Genomic DNA, 15,736 nt, shown 5'->3' with positions numbered 1-15,736 from the left:
GCTCGTATTGGTTAACAGTTAATACGAAAAACAGTTCTGCTTGATGCCCCACATGACACCGCATGCGGTGAACAACGGGCATTTCAGTTAACTCCTTGCTTCCCTGTCGTCATTGATGCAGCTGTGTCAATACACACCGGAAGCTGTCAAACCGCAAGGAGATTCCATGCGTCATTATGAAATCGTGTTTATGGTCCACCCGGATCAGAGCGAGCAAGTGCCGGCTATGGTCGAGCGCTACACCAGCATTGTTACCGAAAACGGTGGCACTGTGCATCGCTTGGAAGATTGGGGCCGTCGTCACCTGGCTTACCCGATCAACAAGATCCACAAAGCCCACTACGTGCTGATGAACGTTGAGTGCACCGGCGAGACTCTCGAAGAAATCGAGAACATCTTCCGTTTCAACGACGCCATCATCCGCAGCTTGGTTGTTCGCTGTAAAGAAGCGATCACCGAAGCTTCTCCGATGATGAAGCCGGCAGAAGAAAAGCGTCCGCGTCGCGAAGACAAACCGCGCGCTGAAGAAGCTGAAGAAGAAACTGCCTAATTTCATCCACCGCACGTTTTAAGGAGCTAGTCCATGGCACGTTTTTTCCGTCGCCGTAAGTTTTGCCGCTTCACTGCTGAAGGCGTCAAGCAGATCGACTACAAAGATCTCGATACGCTGAAGGCTTACATCACCGAAACCGGCAAGATCGTTCCGAGCCGTATTACCGGCACCAAAGCACGCTATCAGCGTCAGTTGGCGACTGCTATCAAGCGTTCGCGTTACTTGGCACTGCTGCCCTACTCCGATAGCCATCAGTAAGCGTTTAACGTGATGCTGGCACTGGCGAGATGGCTTATGCGGAGCACGCCCTATGCTATTGGCGGGGCGGCGTTAGCGACGCTAGTGCCTTGGCTGTTCTGGTTAGGGGCAGCCATCGCCGCGCTAGTTACCTTACGCAAAGGTTTTGCACCTGCGCTTCCGGTAATTATCGCTGCTGCACTACCTGCGGGTTTCTGGTGGTCTCAGGGTGACGTCATTCCACTTGCTAGCGTACTGCTAGTAACGCTGATGGCAGTTATCCTGCGTGAGAGGATACGTTGGAGTGAAGCGTTAATCGTTGGCACATTGGCGGCCGCGGTTATGGTTCAACTCGGTATCTTTATACCGCCAGGTGGAACAGAGTTGATGCTCGAGCAACTGCGAACAAGCTCTACCGAGATTGATCGCATGCTGACAGAGTTTGCTAACCAAGGTATTGATGCGCCCACGCTTGCCGCTATGGTGATCGGTGGTGTAACAGGCTTGGTGGTACTGTTGGCTGCTATTGCGTGTTTAGCGTTGGCGCGAAGCTGGCAGGCTGGGCTTTATAACCCAGGCGGCTTCCGCGAAGAGTTTCACGCACTACGCCTATCGCCCAAAGAGCTGGCTATTTTAGTCGTGCTTGGTGTTGGAGGTATGGTGTTGGGAGCGCACGCTCTGGCAATGCTTGGTTGGATTCCACTGCTGGTAGCTGGCATTGCGCTAGTGCATGGGTTTATTGGAATAAAGGGGATGAACGGGCTGTGGCTGGTGGCATTTTATGTGCTGCTGATCACGACCTGGCCCACGATTCTCATTGTGCTGCTGTTGGGGCTGATTGATACATTCGCGAACGTTCGCGCACGCCTTGCCCGCAGCAACTGACAAGAGGTTTACGAGATGGAAGTCATTCTGCTCGACAACATTGGTAAGCTGGGCGGCCTGGGTGACAAAGTCACTGTAAAGCCCGGTTATGGTCGTAACTATTTGGTTCCTTACGGCTTAGCCGTGCCGGCAACCAAAGACAACGTTGAAGCATTCAAAGCCCAGCGTGCTGAGCTTGAAGCCCAAGCCGCTGAGCGTAAAGCAGAAGCTGAAGCGCGTGCTGAACAGCTTAACGACATCGAATTGTCGTTGGTTTCTAAAGCAGGCGATGAAGGCAAACTGTTCGGTTCTATCGGTCCTCGTGACCTGGCCGACGCTATTTCCTCTGCTGGCATCGAAGTTGCCAAGAGCGAAGTGCGTATGCCGCAAGGCCCGATTCGCCAAACTGGCGAATACGACATCGCTCTACACCTGCATGCAGAAGTAGATGCTGTTGTTCGCGTGGTTGTTGTCGCAGAGTAAGCACTCTCGTCAACGCTGACGCCTCAAAGGGCGCGGGTCTTCCCGCGCCCTTTGTCTTTTTAATCTATGTCGTTCTAAGCGCGATCAAAAACGTTTGAGGTGTGGGTCGAATTTTTTTGAACGTCGCTTGGCGTAGATAAGTCGCTTATGGTGAGTTTGAGATTGTCTCGCTAAGATAGTCATCGTTATTGGCTACGCTTTATGATTAAGGAGCTCACTATGCAGGACCAGCCTTCTGCTGATCAGGAAACGGCAGCGATAAAGCTGCCGCCGCACTCTCTTGAGGCGGAGCAGTCGGTGCTAGGTGGGCTAATGTTGGATAACCAGGCCTGGGACAATGTCTCGGAACGGTTGGTGGCGGATGATTTTTACCGCTACGAGCATCGCTTGGTATTCAATGTGATGATTCATTTGGCCGAATCTGGGCAGCCTTTGGACGTTATAACACTGTCAGAGGCGTTGGAAGCGCGTGATCAATTGGATACTGTGGGTGGTTTGGCATTCTTAGCTGAGCTGGCTCGCAATACGCCTTCGGCCAGTAATATTCGTGCTTATGCGGATATCGTGCGCGAGCGGGCAACGCTGCGTAAATTAATCCGTGCGGCCAATCAAATTGCTGACGGGGCATTTTCTCCCCAGGGGCGACCTGCTGATGAACTGCTGAATGAAGCTGAGCGATTAGTCTTTCAGATTGCCGAGGAGCGGCCGAAAACGGGCGGTCCTATCGGCATGAGCGAGCTGCTAACCAAAGCCGTTGATCGTATTGATGAGCTGTTCAATTTAAAGGGTGAAATGACAGGGCTCTCCTCGGGGTTTCGTGACCTTGATGAGATGACCTCAGGCTTGCAGCCCTCCGATTTGGTGATTATCGCGGGCCGCCCGTCAATGGGTAAAACTACGTTCGCCATGAACCTGGTGGAGCACGCGGTGATTGCTAGCGATAAGCCGGTGATGGTGTTCTCCATGGAAATGCCTGCTGAATCGCTGATGCTGCGTATGCTCTCTTCGTTGGGTAGGATTGATCAAACCCGCGTGCGTTCGGGGCAGTTGGAAGATGAAGATTGGCCGCGACTGACGTCAGCGGTCAACCTGCTCAAAGACAAGCAGCTATTTATCGATGATACGGCGGCGCTTTCGCCTAATGAGATGCGCTCACGCCTGCGCAGAGTAGTGCGGGAGCACGGCAATATGGCGCTGATCATGATTGACTATCTGCAGTTAATGCAGATTCCGGGGTTTTCTGAAAACCGTACCGGTGAGATATCGGAGATATCCCGCTCGCTGAAAGGGCTAGCAAAAGAGTTTCAATGTCCTGTTGTAGCACTTTCGCAGCTTAACCGTTCGTTGGAGCAGCGCCCCAATAAGCGTCCTGTCATGTCGGATCTGCGGGAATCGGGCGCGATTGAGCAGGATGCTGACGTCATTGCGTTTGTTTACCGAGATGAGGTGTATAACCCTGACAATCCTGACAACCAAGGGATTGCCGAGCTGATTATTGGTAAACAGCGTAACGGGCCTATCGGTACGGTACATATGGCCTTTATTGGTAAATACACACGCTTCGAAGACCTTGCGCCCGATAGCTATGGCGAAGCGTTCGGCGATTAACTTGAGCGTTAGGGGGGAGAACGTATAATGCTCCTCCCCGACCAAGCAGATAGACAGGAGTAGCAAATGGCAGGTGGTTTTAGACGTGGTAACCGTAAGCGTCTTCCTAAGCTGGAAGGCCGCGGGGAGCTGCAGTCACTAGAGCGAGAAGGGCCATTTAAAGAGTGGTTGGGAATGCCTGACCTCTACCGTTACTTCCTGGTAGTTGAAGGGGAAAAGTATAGCTACCAAACTGAAGATTCAGAGCTGCCGGTAAAGGTGGGCGATAAAGTAGTTTTCCGTTACAAGGAAACTAAAGGCGGTAACTGGATAGATCGCAACTCGTTAGGTAAAGCAATCGACCCTTCTGAGTATCAATAATTCGACGAATAAGTTGACGTTCTGGTCAGGAACTCTTTTGTGATGTTGCCGTCATAGGCAGTTAGTGCCAAGGTAATAAAATTGTCATGGGGTATCGTCATGCTGTGCCCCATGATGAACAATCACAGGAGGGAACCATGGAACTTAAAGAACTGAAGCAATTTGTTGCGGGTCACGATAACTTTGAAATACGCGTTATCACGCATTCGGGCAGCCGCTTTTATCAACTAGAGCTTGAAGATGTAGAGGGCGAGCGACATATGTTGACCCAGCGCGGCAAGCCAATGCTGTTTCGCTCACTAGATGATGTTTATCTTGAGCTAAAGCGCGCAGGGATTCACCGTGCTTACTTAGTGCAGCATGTGCCCCAGGATGAAGTGATTGGACGCGATGCCCATTACAGCTCGCCGTTAACATCACGTATGCCGCTAGTGTTTTAGCATTGCTAGCGCTTTAACACTATTTGGCGTCTTCATTTGTTAGCGTGACGTTTCTCCCACCATCGCCCTAGCCGAACACGACGACGGGCAAAAAAACGATAGCCTGCATCCATTGCTCCTCGTAGGCCTGGTAAGCAAGAAAGCCATACTAGCCACCGGTAGCCCAGTACTGCATAGAGGGCCCGGCTGGCATCCATCCCGATATACCAATTTCCTTGGCTGTCTTTGACATGCAGTAGCCCCATCATGTCGTCAAACCTGCGTCCTATATCGGCGGCATTGAAATCATGACTCTGAATATCCACTAGTGCGACACGTTCTTGATGGCGATGCTTTGCAAGCCACGCGACTTCCACGCGACAAAAAGGGCAGTGCCCATCATGATATAGCGTGACAGGTGACGTTGCGTGCAGCGTAGAGAAACGACTCATTGGGTATCCTTTGATAGATAGCCTTGTGTGTGGCAAGTCTGGCCGTAACTTGGACTGGTGGGTAGCGAGGCAAGAAACTGTTCAGCCTGCTGACGCATCGCGTCACGCTTGTCGTCTGTCATGCGAGAGAGTGAGCCATAGATCAGCTTCATACGTGGATTGCGGTTCAGCTGTTCAGCGTTGGTTTCCAGAAAGTGCCAGTAAAGGCTATTAAACGGACACGCCTTTGGGCCTGTTACCTGTTTTGGAGAGTAGCGGCAGTGCTGGCAGTGATCAGACATTTTGTCGATATATTTGCCTGAAGCGCAGTAAGGTTTGGAGCCCATTAAACCGCCGTCAGCGTGCAGTACCATGCCTAAGGTGTTGGGCAGCTCTACCCATTCGCAGGCATCGGCATACACCGCTAGATACCAGTCACAAAGCGCTTCAGGCTTTACACCACACAGCAGGGCAAAGTTGCCGGTTACCATCAAGCGCTGAATATGATGAGCGTAGCTGTTGTCGATAGTCATTTGGATAGCGCGCTGTAAGCAGCGCATATCGGTATTGCCATCCCAGTAAAATGCCGGTAATTCACGCTTAAAGCCAAGCTGATTATCACGCTTATAAGCTGGCATTTGTGTCCAGTAAAGCCCCCGAACATACTCTCGCCAACCCAGTATTTGACGAATGAACCCTTCGACGGCATTGATAGGCGCATGACCTGTTAGGTAGCGCTGCTCAGCGGCGTCACAGATTTCGTGAGGTGTTAGTAGGCCGATATTGAGTGCCGCCGATAATCTGGAATGAAAAAGGAACGGCTCTTTATCGCTAATCGCATCTTGGTAGCGCCCAAAGTCGGCCAATCCATGATTAAGGAAGTGGTTTAAATCCACTAGCGCCTGTTGGCGGGTGACGGGGAGGTTGAAGTTATCCAGAGACCCCATGTGTTCGCTAAAATGCTGCTTGGCATCATTGAGCGCTTCCTGGGTCAGCGCATCTTGGCGATGGGTGGGCAGCGATGGAAAGCTGAGCGTTGTTTGAATCGGCTCACGGTTGTCGTGGTCAAAGTTCCATTTTCCTCCAGCAGGTGTATCGCCCTCCATTAGTAGCCCAGTTCGTTTGCGCTGCTCGCGATAGAAATACTCCAGACGCAGCTGTTTACGCCCTTTAGCCCAGTTGGCAAAGTCATCGGGCGAGCTGAAAAAGCGATCATCTTCGATCACTTTCCAGGGGAGGGCGGCTGCTTGGCGCTGTTGCATAGCATTCCAAAGTCGCCATTCACCAGGTCTTGCTACACGCACTTCATGGCAACCGTACTGAGCGGCAATACGTTCAGCTTCCGTGATGAGTGACTGGGTATTGTCAGCATCATCAATGCGACTGTAGTGAACGTTATAGCCTTTATCGCGTAGCGCCTGTGCAAAGTGCCGCATGGCGGCCATGAATAAGCCGATTTTATGTATATGGTGAGGCACATAACGCGCTTCTTCAGCGACCTCGCAAAGAGCGATGACTGCATCGGTTGGCGCATTGCGCAGGGTTGCCAATGAAAGCGAAAGCTGATCACCAAGGACTAATAGTAAAGGCTTCGACATGAGTTGGCCTGTAGTTATACAAATGATGTTGATAGTATAACTTTATGCCGCAACTTTGCCGAAAAGTGTTAAGATTTTGCCAACTATTTAAAGTATCTGAGGAGTTAGCGACATGGTCGATAGCGTTGTAAAAGATCAGCCGGGTGAAGGGCGCTTGGTTCATGCACCCAGTGATCACCCTGCCGTTCCGCCTGCAAAAGTCGGCGTGGTATTGGCTAACTTGGGCACTCCGGACGCAACCGACTATTGGTCTATGCGACGCTACCTTAGCGAGTTTTTGTCCGATAAGCGTGTCGTTGATTACGCCAATTGGAAGTGGCAACCGCTTTTACAACTGATTATTTTGACCAAGCGTCCATTCTCCTCTGGTAAAGCGTATAAAAGTATTTGGAACAACGAAAAGAACGAGAGCCCGTTGTTGACCACGACGCGTGCTCAAACTGAAAAAATGGCCGCACGTTTGAAAACACTCTACGGCGATCGCGTCGAAGTAGATTTCTGTATGCGCTACGGCAACCCGTCGACGGAAAGTGTCCTTAAGCGCATGCAAGAGAAGGGCTGTGAGCGGATTGTTTTTTTTCCGCTTTACCCTCAGTACGGCTCGCCTACAACTGCCACGGCAAATGATCAGGCGTTTCGCGCATTGATGAAAATGAAATGGCAGCCTTATATTCGTGCGGTGCCCGCGTATTTTGAGCACCCGGCCTATATTCAGGCGCTAGCGAATTCTGTTCTGGAAGCTTATGGCGGCTTTGAAACACGCCCGACGAAACTGGTCGTCAGCTACCACGGTGTCCCCGAACGTTACCTATTAGAAGGTGACCCTTACCACTGCCAATGTCAGAAAACCACTCGCTTAATGCGTGAAAAACTAGGGTTGAGCAAAGAGGAAGTCGACACCGCCTTCCAGTCTCAGTTTGGCCCAGAAAAGTGGGTAGGCCCGCAAACCGTCGATCACGTGGCTGAGCTTGCCAAGCAAGGGCATAAACATATTGCGATTATGTCGCCTGCTTTCTCTGCTGATTGTGTTGAAACGCTGGAAGAGATTAAAGAAGAGATTCACGATAGCTTTATGGAGGCGGGAGGGGAGACGTTTAGTTATATTCCTTGCCTGAATGATCGAGACGACCATATCGATGCTTTGCTAGCGGTAGTTAATAACGAGCTGGCGGGATGGTTGTCCGCTTCTCAATAGTGTTTTTGTCACAAGCCGCCAAGGTACTTAACTAAGGCGGCTTTTTTATGGGTTCTAGATTTCTAGAAATTTTATCAACCCTGGTATAAGGTCTGTACATTAAAAATCACATTTATTCAGCGCTTAGGGCCGTTCGGTCTTGCTACTGCCTTGGGGTTAACTGACACGTTCTTATAGGGAGAAACCACCGGATGCAATTCGCTGTGTTAATGGGCTTTGTGCTGGCAGTGTCGTCGCCTTTGCTCAACCGCTGGTTTGGAGAACGGACGAGCCTAGTATTGGCGCTGTTTCCTGCCTTGATGGCTGCTTGGCTGTTCAGTCAGGCAGCCGCTGTAATGAGTGAAGGGCCACTCCTGCTGGAGTGGTCTTGGGTGCCATCACTAGGCATCAGCTTGAGCTTTCTGCTTGATGGGCTATCACTATTATTCGGGCTGCTGATTACCGTTATCGGCACTTTGGTATTGATTTATGCCGGTGGTTATCTCAAAGGCCATGCGGATATTGCACGCTTTCATTTAGCGCTTGTTGCGTTTATGGCTTCTATGTTGGGGCTAGTGCTTGCAGATGGATTGCTTACGCTGTTCGTGTTCTGGGAATTAACCAGCATCACTTCTTATTTGCTGATTGGCTTTAACCACACCGATATTGAGGCAAGAAAATCCGCACGCCAGGGGCTGTTTGTAACGGTTGCTGGTGGTTTGGCGCTGATGGCAGGTCTGGTGCTGTTAGGGCAGGCAAGCGGAAGCTGGTCATTTTATGAAATTGGCCAAATGGAAAGCGATCTGCGTGAACATTCGCTTTATACCCCTATGCTTATTTGCTTGCTGTTGGGGGCGTTCACAAAATCAGCCCAGTTTCCTTTTCATTTTTGGCTACCCAATGCCATGGCGGCGCCAACGCCGGTGTCGGCCTACCTCCACTCGGCCACCATGGTGAAAGCGGGTATTTATTTACTGGCGCGCTTACACCCTGAACTGGGTGGCACTGCGCTATGGGTCGGAATACTGTCGATCGTCGGCGCGATTACCATGCTGACAGGCGCCTTTTTAGCGATCCATCACACCAATATTAAAAAGCTACTGGCTTATTCCACCATTATGGCGCTTGGCACGCTAACCATGTTGCTGGGCATTGGTTCTGAGTACGCCATGACGGCATTTGTGACGTTCTTGCTAGCCCACTCGATGTACAAAGGGGCGCTGTTTATGGTTGCCGGTATTTTGGATCATGAGACTGGCACCAAAGATGTCACTGCAATGGGTGGCTTGAAGTCAGCCATGCCAATCACTGCGGTGATTGCCTTTGTTGCGGCGCTGTCGTTGGCAGGCGTGCCGCCGCTATTTGGCTTCATTGGTAAAGAGCTAATGCTAGAGGCAGCGCTGGGGGCGGAGCGTTTTGATGTGTTGTTAGCATTATTTGCTTTCCTGGCGGCTATTTTGACGATTGCAGTGGCTGCCATTATTGCCTTCCGCCCCTTTTATGGGCGGCAAATTGAAACGCCTAAAACACCCCATGAAGCGCCTTTGAGTATGCTGGTCGGGCCTAGCTTACTAGCACTTGGTTCGCTGCTATTAGGACTGGCTCCCGCCTTGCTGGGTGCCGGTGTGCTGCTTACCTCAGCGGCGACAGCGGTGGTCGGAGAGCCGTTGCAAGTGTCATTATCGCTTTGGTACGGCGTCAATATGGCGTTGATCATGTCGATTGCCAGTCTTGGGCTAGGCTTTTTACTGTTTAAGCGCTGGGATAGCGTGCGGTGTAAACTTGCGATGTTAGCACCGCTAATGCGGCACGGCCCCGAAGCGGGCTATGAAGGCTTTATGAATGGCATTGTGCGTTTTTCGGAATGGCAAACACGCCTGCTGCAAAACGGTTATATGCGCAATTACATTCTCGTCATGTTAGTAGTGCTGATTGCTTTGATTGGTAACTCAATACTTGTGCGCCATGCGCCTCAACTGGTGCTGGCGCTTGACGTACGCTTCCATGAGGTCATTGTCGCAGGCACTATGGTGATGGGGGCTTTGTTTGCCACTATCTCTCGTTCACGCCTTGGTGCTGTAGTGTCGGTTGGCATTATGGGGTTCTCGATTGCGCTGATTTTTATTCTCTTTAGTGCGCCGGACTTAGGCATTACCCAACTATTGGTTGAGACCATGACCGTTATCTTATTGGTTTTAGTGCTCTTCCGCTTGCCGCGTTTTTCAAACCTTTCCACAACCTTGGAGCGTATTCGAGACGGTGCAGTAGCCGCCATGATGGGAATATTGATTTTTCTACTGATTATGACTGCTTGGAGTATTAATCAGTTTGAGCCTATTTCAATGTACATGATAGAGAATAGCGCTCCCCTGGCTTATGGTCGCAACATCGTTAACGTCATTTTGGTGGACTATCGGGCACTCGATACGCTAGGTGAAATGTTTGTGCTGGCACTTGCTGCTATAGGGGTTATCGCCATGCTTAAACTGCGCCACGGCGCAAATGAAAGCAAGCCAGCAGCGGGCGTAAACGGCGAGAAAGACAGTGTTAAGGAGCCGTACGATGGTTAAATCCGGCACCATTATACTCAACACTGCGGCGCGGTTTTTGATGCCGCTACAACTGATGTTTTCAATTTTCCTGTTGCTGCGGGGGCACGATGAACCTGGGGGTGGGTTTATTGCTGGGCTAGTCGCCGCGGGGGCTTTCACTCTCTATCTGTTTGCCTTTGGCGTCAGTGCCACCAAAGAGGTGCTGCGGATGGTTGATCCCCGTGACTTAATTGGGGCTGGGCTATTGCTGGGGATGATTTCAATCATACCTGCTTGGTTTATGGGCCAACCATTTTTAACCGCTCAGTGGTGGACTATCCCCGTGATCGACTTTAAAGCATCTACACCGCTTATTTTCGATGTGGGGGTGTACTTTGCCGTTCTTGGCTCGGTGATGGGTATGGTGATGGCGCTGATGGAGGTGGATAAGGATGAACCCTAATGCATCAGGAGGCTTCGTATGGAACCGCTAATGGCACTAGCAATTGGGCTACTCTACGCTGCCGCAATCTTTATGATGTTACGTCGCTCTATTGTGAAATTGGTGATTGGTCTGCTGTTGCTGTCGAATGCTGCTAACTTGCTAATTTTCACCACTGCAGGCATGACGCGAGGCGCCCCACCATTAATACCCGAAGGGATGCTGCAACCGTTAGGCGAAGTAGCAGATCCGCTGCCTCAAGCTGTTGTGTTAACGGCGATTGTTATTGCATTTGGGGTGCTGGCATTTGCTGTCGTATTAATTCGCCGTGCCTATGAAATTGTCAAAGCAGATGATTTGGACAAAATGAAGGATACCGACACGTGAGGCCTGAAGTTGCACTGCCCGTCCTGCTGCCACTGCTTTCTGGCGCACTTTCACTGCTTTTTTGGCGTTCTCGGCCCGTTCAACGCTTCATTGCGGTAGCGGGTAATGTCGCGCTACTGCTGGTAAGTGTATGGCTGTTTGCCGCTGTGTTAGCCGATGGCTACATCACTATGCAGATGGGCAGCTGGCCCGCTCCGTTTGGGATTACCCTCATTGCCGATATGTTGAGTGCCGTTATGATTTTAATGACGGGCATCATTGGTTTGGCAATGGGGATTTATTCGCTGGCCACCACCGGAAGAGGGCACGAAAAATTTGGCTATTACCCACTAATGCATTTGTTGCTAGCAGGGGTGGCAGGAGCCTTTTTAACTGGCGATATCTTCAACCTATATGTCTGGTTTGAGGTCATGCTGGTAGCATCATTTGCGCTGTTGATTCTGGGCGGTGAAAGGGCGCAGATGGAAGGCGCAATAAAGTACGTTACGCTGAACCTATTGGCTTCGGTGATCTTTTTGACGGCTGTGGGGCTACTGTATGGCACGGTAGGTACGCTCAACATGGCCGATATTGCACTGCGTATGGATGAGGCCGAGCACAGCGGAATGGTCGAAGTGCTTGCCGTGATGTTTATGGTCGCTTTTGGTATTAAAGCGGCTGCTTTTCCGCTCTTTTTCTGGCTGCCTGCTTCTTATCATACGCCGCCAGTCGCAGTATCAGCGTTGTTTGCTGGTCTGCTGACAAAGGTGGGGGTGTATGCGTTGTTCCGCGTGTTCACTGTTATTTTTGACCAAACGATGGGATACCTGCAGGACATTATGCTTTGGGGCGCCGTGTTGACGATGGTGACCGGCGTGCTTGGCGCTGCAGCCCAGTATGAGTTTCGGCGAATCCTCTCATTTCACATTGTGAGTCAGATTGGCTACATGATCCTTGGTTTGGCGCTGTATACGCCGCTGGCAATTGCAGGCGGTGTGTTTGCTATCGTGCATAACATTGTTGTTAAAACGAACTTGTTCCTGATCAGCGGTATTACCCACCGTTTGCAAGGCACTTATCAACTTAAGAAGATGGGCGGGCTTTATCGAGAGCGTCCTTGGTTAGCCGTAGCGTTTTTTATCTCAGCGTTTTCACTGGCGGGCATTCCACCGCTGTCGGGATTCTTTGCCAAGTTTGTGCTGGTTCGCGCTGGCCTGGAGGCGGAGGCGTATGTTGTAACAGGTTTTGCGTTGGCAGTGGGGCTCATGACACTTTATTCCATGGTTAAAATTTGGAATGACGTGTTTTGGAAAGCGCTGCCAGAAGAAAATAAAGTGCCCGCTGCGCAAACCACCAGCGGAGATGATGGCCGATTACTAAAACCAAGCCTGTGGATGATGTACACCCCAGTTGCTGTGTTGGCCATGATGTCGTTATTAATCGGTGTTTTCGCAGAAGCCATCATGCAGGTAATGATGATTATCGGTGATCAGCTAATGTCGCCATCAGGCTACATTGAAGCTGTGCTGGGCGTCTCTGCTAGTGCTGAAGATGCGCTACTTGAGCGTGCGGAGGATGACCCATGACAGGAGCAATTTGGAACCTTCTGCTCGGGCTAGCCTGGGTGCTATTAAGTGGCGATTTTTCCGGACTTAATCTGCTAGTAGGGATGATCTTTGGCTATATCGCGTTGCTATTAATTGAGCCTCAAGTCGACGCGTTAAAAGGTTACCCCGCTCGTGTGCCACGAATTATTGGTTTTATTGGTTTTTTTATTAAGGAGCTGGTGCGGGCAAACCTGCGCGTCGCCTTCGATATATTGACCCCTCCCTGGCACATGAAACCTGGCGTTATTGCGCTACCTCTTGCTGCACGCACGGAAATGGAAATTACGATCGTCGCTAACCTGATTTCGCTGACGCCTGGCACGCTGAGCCTTGATGTCTCTGACGATCGCAAGGTGCTCTATATTCATGCGATGTTTCTGGATAATGAAGAAGAACTTCGAAATAACTTAAAAGAGATGGAGCACCGTGCATTGGAGCTATTTCGTTAATGGATACCGTTATTCTGATAAGCCAGATAATTATGGGGCTAGCGCTTGTACTGGCTTTCGTACGTGTCGTTCGTGGTCCTAGCTTACCTGATCGTGTTGTTGCGCTTGAATTGTTTTCCACTACGGTGGTGGGGCTAGTGGGTGTTTATGCGATTCAATCGGGGGTGGCGAGCTTTCTAGATGCGGCAATTGTGATCGCCCTGATGGGCTTTTTAGCCGCGATTGGGTTTGCACGCTATCTGGAACGTGGAGGGCCGCGAGATGATTGAATTTATCAAAGGTGCACTGTTGATAGCGGGGGCAAGCTTTATGCTGCTAGCGGCCATCGGCTTGTTACGGCTGCCAGACTTGCTGACCCGTATGCATGCCACCACTAAGGCTGCAGCGCTTGGGGTTATTTTAATCATGCTTGCCTCGGCCATGCACTTTGCCGAAGTTGGGGTGGTTGCGCGCTCGTTCGCGATTATTGTGTTTATTTTAATAACGGCACCGATTGCTGCCCATGTCATTGGTAGGGCAGGTTACTTTGTTGGTTCGCGCCTCTGGAGCGGTACTGTTAAGGATGAACTGAGGCCTAATTATGACCCGCTTACCCATGAGCTTAAAAGTGGCCTAGAAACCCATGAAAATGCCAAACGGCATCCCCGCGCCACAGACCCGGACTGACGGCAATTTGCCAACTTTCCCCATGCTGACACGTCTGCTCGAAAAGCCATCCTCACGGATGGCTTTTTTATTTTCAGCATCTTGAGTGAAGCATGGAGGACGGATTTGGTTAGCCCAGTCGATAGAAGTTTTATCTCAAAATATGTACGCTATATTATGTACAATAGTTATACTGTATAAGTTGTTGTGTCTATGTTTTTGGCGCGTGGCGCGTAAGTGTTTGGCAGCGAGGTGGAGTCTATGCAGCGTAAGCGTGATTTACCGCAAAAAGACTGTATTCAATGCCAGCGCCCTTTTACTTGGCGGAAAAAGTGGGCGCGCTGCTGGGATGAAGTGCGCCATTGTAGTGAACGTTGCCGTCGCGAAGCCAAGCAGTCCAACGCACTAAAGAGGCACGCACTAAAGAGGCAAATGCATGAGCAGCACGACTGATATTGTATGGCTTCAGGATAATTTGCGGATAGCTGATAATCCCTTGTTGCATTTTACTTCCCCTCCGGAGCAGTTGCTTTGTCTCTATGTGCTGGATCAGCGATGGCTTGAACGTTCGGTTACGGGCGATGCTTTCCCCAGGCTAGGACCTGCTCGACTACGCTTTTTATGGCAAAGTCTGATGGAGCTACGAGGTGAACTGCTGCAGCGCGGCAGCGATTTGCTAGTCCGCGTCGGTGACCCGGCCAGTATTGTGCTAGACACGGTTGCCATGCTCGGTGCAAGACAAGTGCGTGTGGCAGCGCATTCCGGATATGAAGAGTCCCAGCATATTGTGCGAGTCGCTGACCAGCTCCCACCGGCCTGTCAGCTATGTTGTTTTGATAGCGGTTATTTAATTGCCGAAAGCGAACTTCCTTTCGCATTGGACGAGTTGCCGCCCAGCTTTTCGGCATTTCGGCGACGTGTTGAAAAGCATTGTACGTTTTTAGCGCCCTTGTCAGCGCCAGTGACACTGCCGCCCTGGCCAGAACCTGCTCCCAGAGGGTTTCCTTCCCTTAACGTAGTATGCAGTGAGAGTGCCGGCTGGCAGCCCGATAAGCGCCAGGGCTTTGTGTTTGTTGGTGGGGAGGCGGCGGCACACGGCCGTTTTCAGCACTATCTCTGGCGGCAAAACGGCGCGGAGTCTTATAAGAAAACCCGTAATGGTTTACTAGGCGCTAATTTTTCTACACGTTTTTCGCCTTGGCTGGCGCGGGGCTGCTTATCTGCACGCCAAGTGTGCCAAGAAGTAAAAAAATGGGAATCTATTCACGGGAGCTGCGAATCAAGCTATTGGATTATTTTCGAATTAATGTGGCGAGATTACTTCCACCGAGCGGCTCAGCTGGAAGGTGCCGCATTATTTGGTAATAAGGAGTTACCGCCCGTTAGCAGTGCATTTGATGCGTGGCGCAATGCGACAACCGGCGTGCCGTTTGTAGATGCTGCCATGCTAGAACTGAAGGCTACCGGGTGGTTATCTAATCGGGCGCGTCAAAATGTTGCCAGTTTCTTAGTGAAAGATCTAAACGTCGATTGGCGCCTTGGTGCATCATGGTTTGAGCACTGTCTGATTGATTACGATGTGGCGAGTAACTGGGGCAACTGGCGTTACATTGCCGGCATTGGTCGTGATCCGCGCCAAAACCGCTACTTTAATGTGCTGAAGCAAGCAGGGCATTATGACCCGTATGGGCTTTACGTAGCCTATTGGCTGCCTGAGCTAGCGTCGTTGCCGTTAGGTGTGGAGCGGCACCAACCCTGGCGGGTAGCGCCTGCTAAGTTTGATACACCTTGCGTAGAGCCAGCCGAGTGGCAGCGTTGGCTAGTGACTACAACGGAACTTCAAGAAACAGATGAGTAACGTATCTCTCAAAACATAGACGATGGTCCCGAAAGATAGGCTAGGCAGTGCCGCTAGGGCTAGCATCTAGGCTGTTTCTAAGCCATTATCGGAGCACGCCAAGGATTGCCA

At 51.0% G+C, this 15,736-nt stretch carries 19 protein-coding genes; 17 read left to right on the top strand and 2 right to left on the bottom strand.

Annotation, left to right across the window (positions count from 1 at the left end; genetic code table 11):
* The first annotated feature begins 166 nt into the window (after positions 1-166).
* The 7 genes from rpsF (at position 167) to IR195_RS14275 (ending at position 4,545) form a co-directional block, all read left to right on the top strand.
* Positions 167-550, top strand: coding sequence for a 30S ribosomal protein S6 (gene rpsF, locus IR195_RS14305; RefSeq protein ID WP_009721681.1), 384 nt, complete (start codon positions 167-169; stop codon positions 548-550).
* Between the two features lie 33 nt (positions 551-583).
* Positions 584-811, top strand: coding sequence for a 30S ribosomal protein S18 (gene rpsR / locus IR195_RS14300; RefSeq protein WP_009097135.1), 228 nt, complete (start codon positions 584-586; stop codon positions 809-811).
* 12 nt (positions 812-823) lie between these two features.
* A complete protein-coding gene (locus IR195_RS14295) occupies positions 824-1,675 on the top strand; it encodes a hypothetical protein (RefSeq protein WP_125753704.1) in 852 nt (283 codons plus the stop codon).
* Positions 1,676-1,690: 15 nt separating this feature from the next.
* Positions 1,691-2,137 carry a 50S ribosomal protein L9 gene (rplI, locus tag IR195_RS14290; RefSeq protein ID WP_038476968.1) on the top strand — a complete coding sequence of 149 codons (447 nt, stop codon included), beginning with the start codon at positions 1,691-1,693 and terminating at the stop codon, positions 2,135-2,137.
* Between the two features lie 219 nt (positions 2,138-2,356).
* Positions 2,357-3,745 (top strand): replicative DNA helicase, encoded by a 1,389-nt coding sequence (gene dnaB, locus IR195_RS14285; RefSeq protein ID WP_009721684.1) that lies wholly within the window; start codon positions 2,357-2,359, stop codon positions 3,743-3,745.
* A 66-nt stretch (positions 3,746-3,811) separates the two neighbouring features.
* A complete protein-coding gene (locus IR195_RS14280) occupies positions 3,812-4,105 on the top strand; it encodes a hypothetical protein (protein WP_125750180.1) in 294 nt (97 codons plus the stop codon).
* Positions 4,106-4,242: 137 nt separating this feature from the next.
* Positions 4,243-4,545, top strand: a complete 303-nt coding sequence (locus IR195_RS14275; protein WP_038476962.1) for a DUF6482 family protein — start codon at positions 4,243-4,245, stop codon at positions 4,543-4,545.
* Between the two features lie 32 nt (positions 4,546-4,577).
* On the opposite strand, the gene IR195_RS14270 is transcribed toward IR195_RS14275, so the two are convergent.
* A complete protein-coding gene (locus IR195_RS14270; RefSeq protein WP_125750177.1) occupies positions 4,578-4,976 on the bottom strand; it encodes a thiol-disulfide oxidoreductase DCC family protein in 399 nt (132 codons plus the stop codon).
* A complete protein-coding gene (locus IR195_RS14265; protein ID WP_206047894.1) occupies positions 4,973-6,553 on the bottom strand; it encodes a cryptochrome/photolyase family protein in 1,581 nt (526 codons plus the stop codon). The genes IR195_RS14270 and IR195_RS14265 overlap by 4 nt, the downstream gene beginning before the upstream one ends.
* Before the next feature lie 112 nt (positions 6,554-6,665).
* Here IR195_RS14265 and hemH point away from each other — a divergent pair, with 112 nt between their 5' ends.
* The 10 genes from hemH to IR195_RS14215 all read left to right on the top strand — a co-directional run bounded on the left by hemH (position 6,666) and on the right by IR195_RS14215 (position 15,625).
* Positions 6,666-7,748 carry a ferrochelatase gene (gene hemH / locus IR195_RS14260; protein WP_206047893.1) on the top strand — a complete coding sequence of 361 codons (1,083 nt, stop codon included), beginning with the start codon at positions 6,666-6,668 and terminating at the stop codon, positions 7,746-7,748.
* 191 nt (positions 7,749-7,939) lie between these two features.
* Complete coding sequence (locus IR195_RS14255; protein WP_206047892.1) at positions 7,940-10,297, top strand: putative monovalent cation/H+ antiporter subunit A; 2,358 nt, start codon at positions 7,940-7,942, stop codon at positions 10,295-10,297.
* Complete coding sequence (locus tag IR195_RS14250; protein ID WP_206047891.1) at positions 10,290-10,721, top strand: Na+/H+ antiporter subunit B; 432 nt, start codon at positions 10,290-10,292, stop codon at positions 10,719-10,721. The genes IR195_RS14255 and IR195_RS14250 overlap by 8 nt, the downstream gene beginning before the upstream one ends.
* An 18-nt stretch (positions 10,722-10,739) precedes the next feature.
* Entirely contained in the window at positions 10,740-11,087 is a 348-nt protein-coding gene (locus IR195_RS14245) for a Na+/H+ antiporter subunit C (RefSeq protein ID WP_009721692.1), read from the top strand.
* Positions 11,084-12,652 (top strand): Na+/H+ antiporter subunit D, encoded by a 1,569-nt coding sequence (locus tag IR195_RS14240; RefSeq protein ID WP_125750164.1) that lies wholly within the window; start codon positions 11,084-11,086, stop codon positions 12,650-12,652. The genes IR195_RS14245 and IR195_RS14240 overlap by 4 nt, the downstream gene beginning before the upstream one ends.
* Entirely contained in the window at positions 12,649-13,122 is a 474-nt protein-coding gene (locus IR195_RS14235; protein WP_125750161.1) for a Na+/H+ antiporter subunit E, read from the top strand. Before IR195_RS14240 ends, IR195_RS14235 begins: the two co-directional genes overlap by 4 nt.
* On the top strand, positions 13,122-13,391 hold the full coding sequence (locus IR195_RS14230; protein WP_125750158.1) for an MrpF/PhaF family protein: 270 nt from the start codon (positions 13,122-13,124) through the stop codon (positions 13,389-13,391). The genes IR195_RS14235 and IR195_RS14230 overlap by 1 nt, the downstream gene beginning before the upstream one ends.
* The gene (gene mnhG / locus IR195_RS14225) at positions 13,384-13,788 is read left to right on the top strand and encodes a monovalent cation/H(+) antiporter subunit G (protein ID WP_125750155.1); all 405 of its coding nucleotides are present in this window, start codon (positions 13,384-13,386) and stop codon (positions 13,786-13,788) included. The genes IR195_RS14230 and mnhG overlap by 8 nt, the downstream gene beginning before the upstream one ends.
* Positions 13,789-14,028: 240 nt before the next feature.
* Positions 14,029-14,220: a DUF2256 domain-containing protein gene (locus IR195_RS14220; RefSeq protein WP_125750152.1), complete on the top strand. Its 192-nt coding sequence runs from the start codon at positions 14,029-14,031 to the stop codon at positions 14,218-14,220.
* Complete coding sequence (locus IR195_RS14215) at positions 14,204-15,625, top strand: DASH family cryptochrome (protein WP_206047890.1); 1,422 nt, start codon at positions 14,204-14,206, stop codon at positions 15,623-15,625. The genes IR195_RS14220 and IR195_RS14215 overlap by 17 nt, the downstream gene beginning before the upstream one ends.
* The last annotated feature ends 111 nt before the right edge of the window (positions 15,626-15,736 follow it).

It is taken from the genome of Vreelandella venusta, assembly GCF_015689495.1.
GTDB lineage: Bacteria > Pseudomonadota > Gammaproteobacteria > Pseudomonadales > Halomonadaceae > Vreelandella > Vreelandella venusta.
Note: the sequence above shows the minus strand (reverse complement) of the source record. Positions and strands in the feature narration are given on the sequence as shown.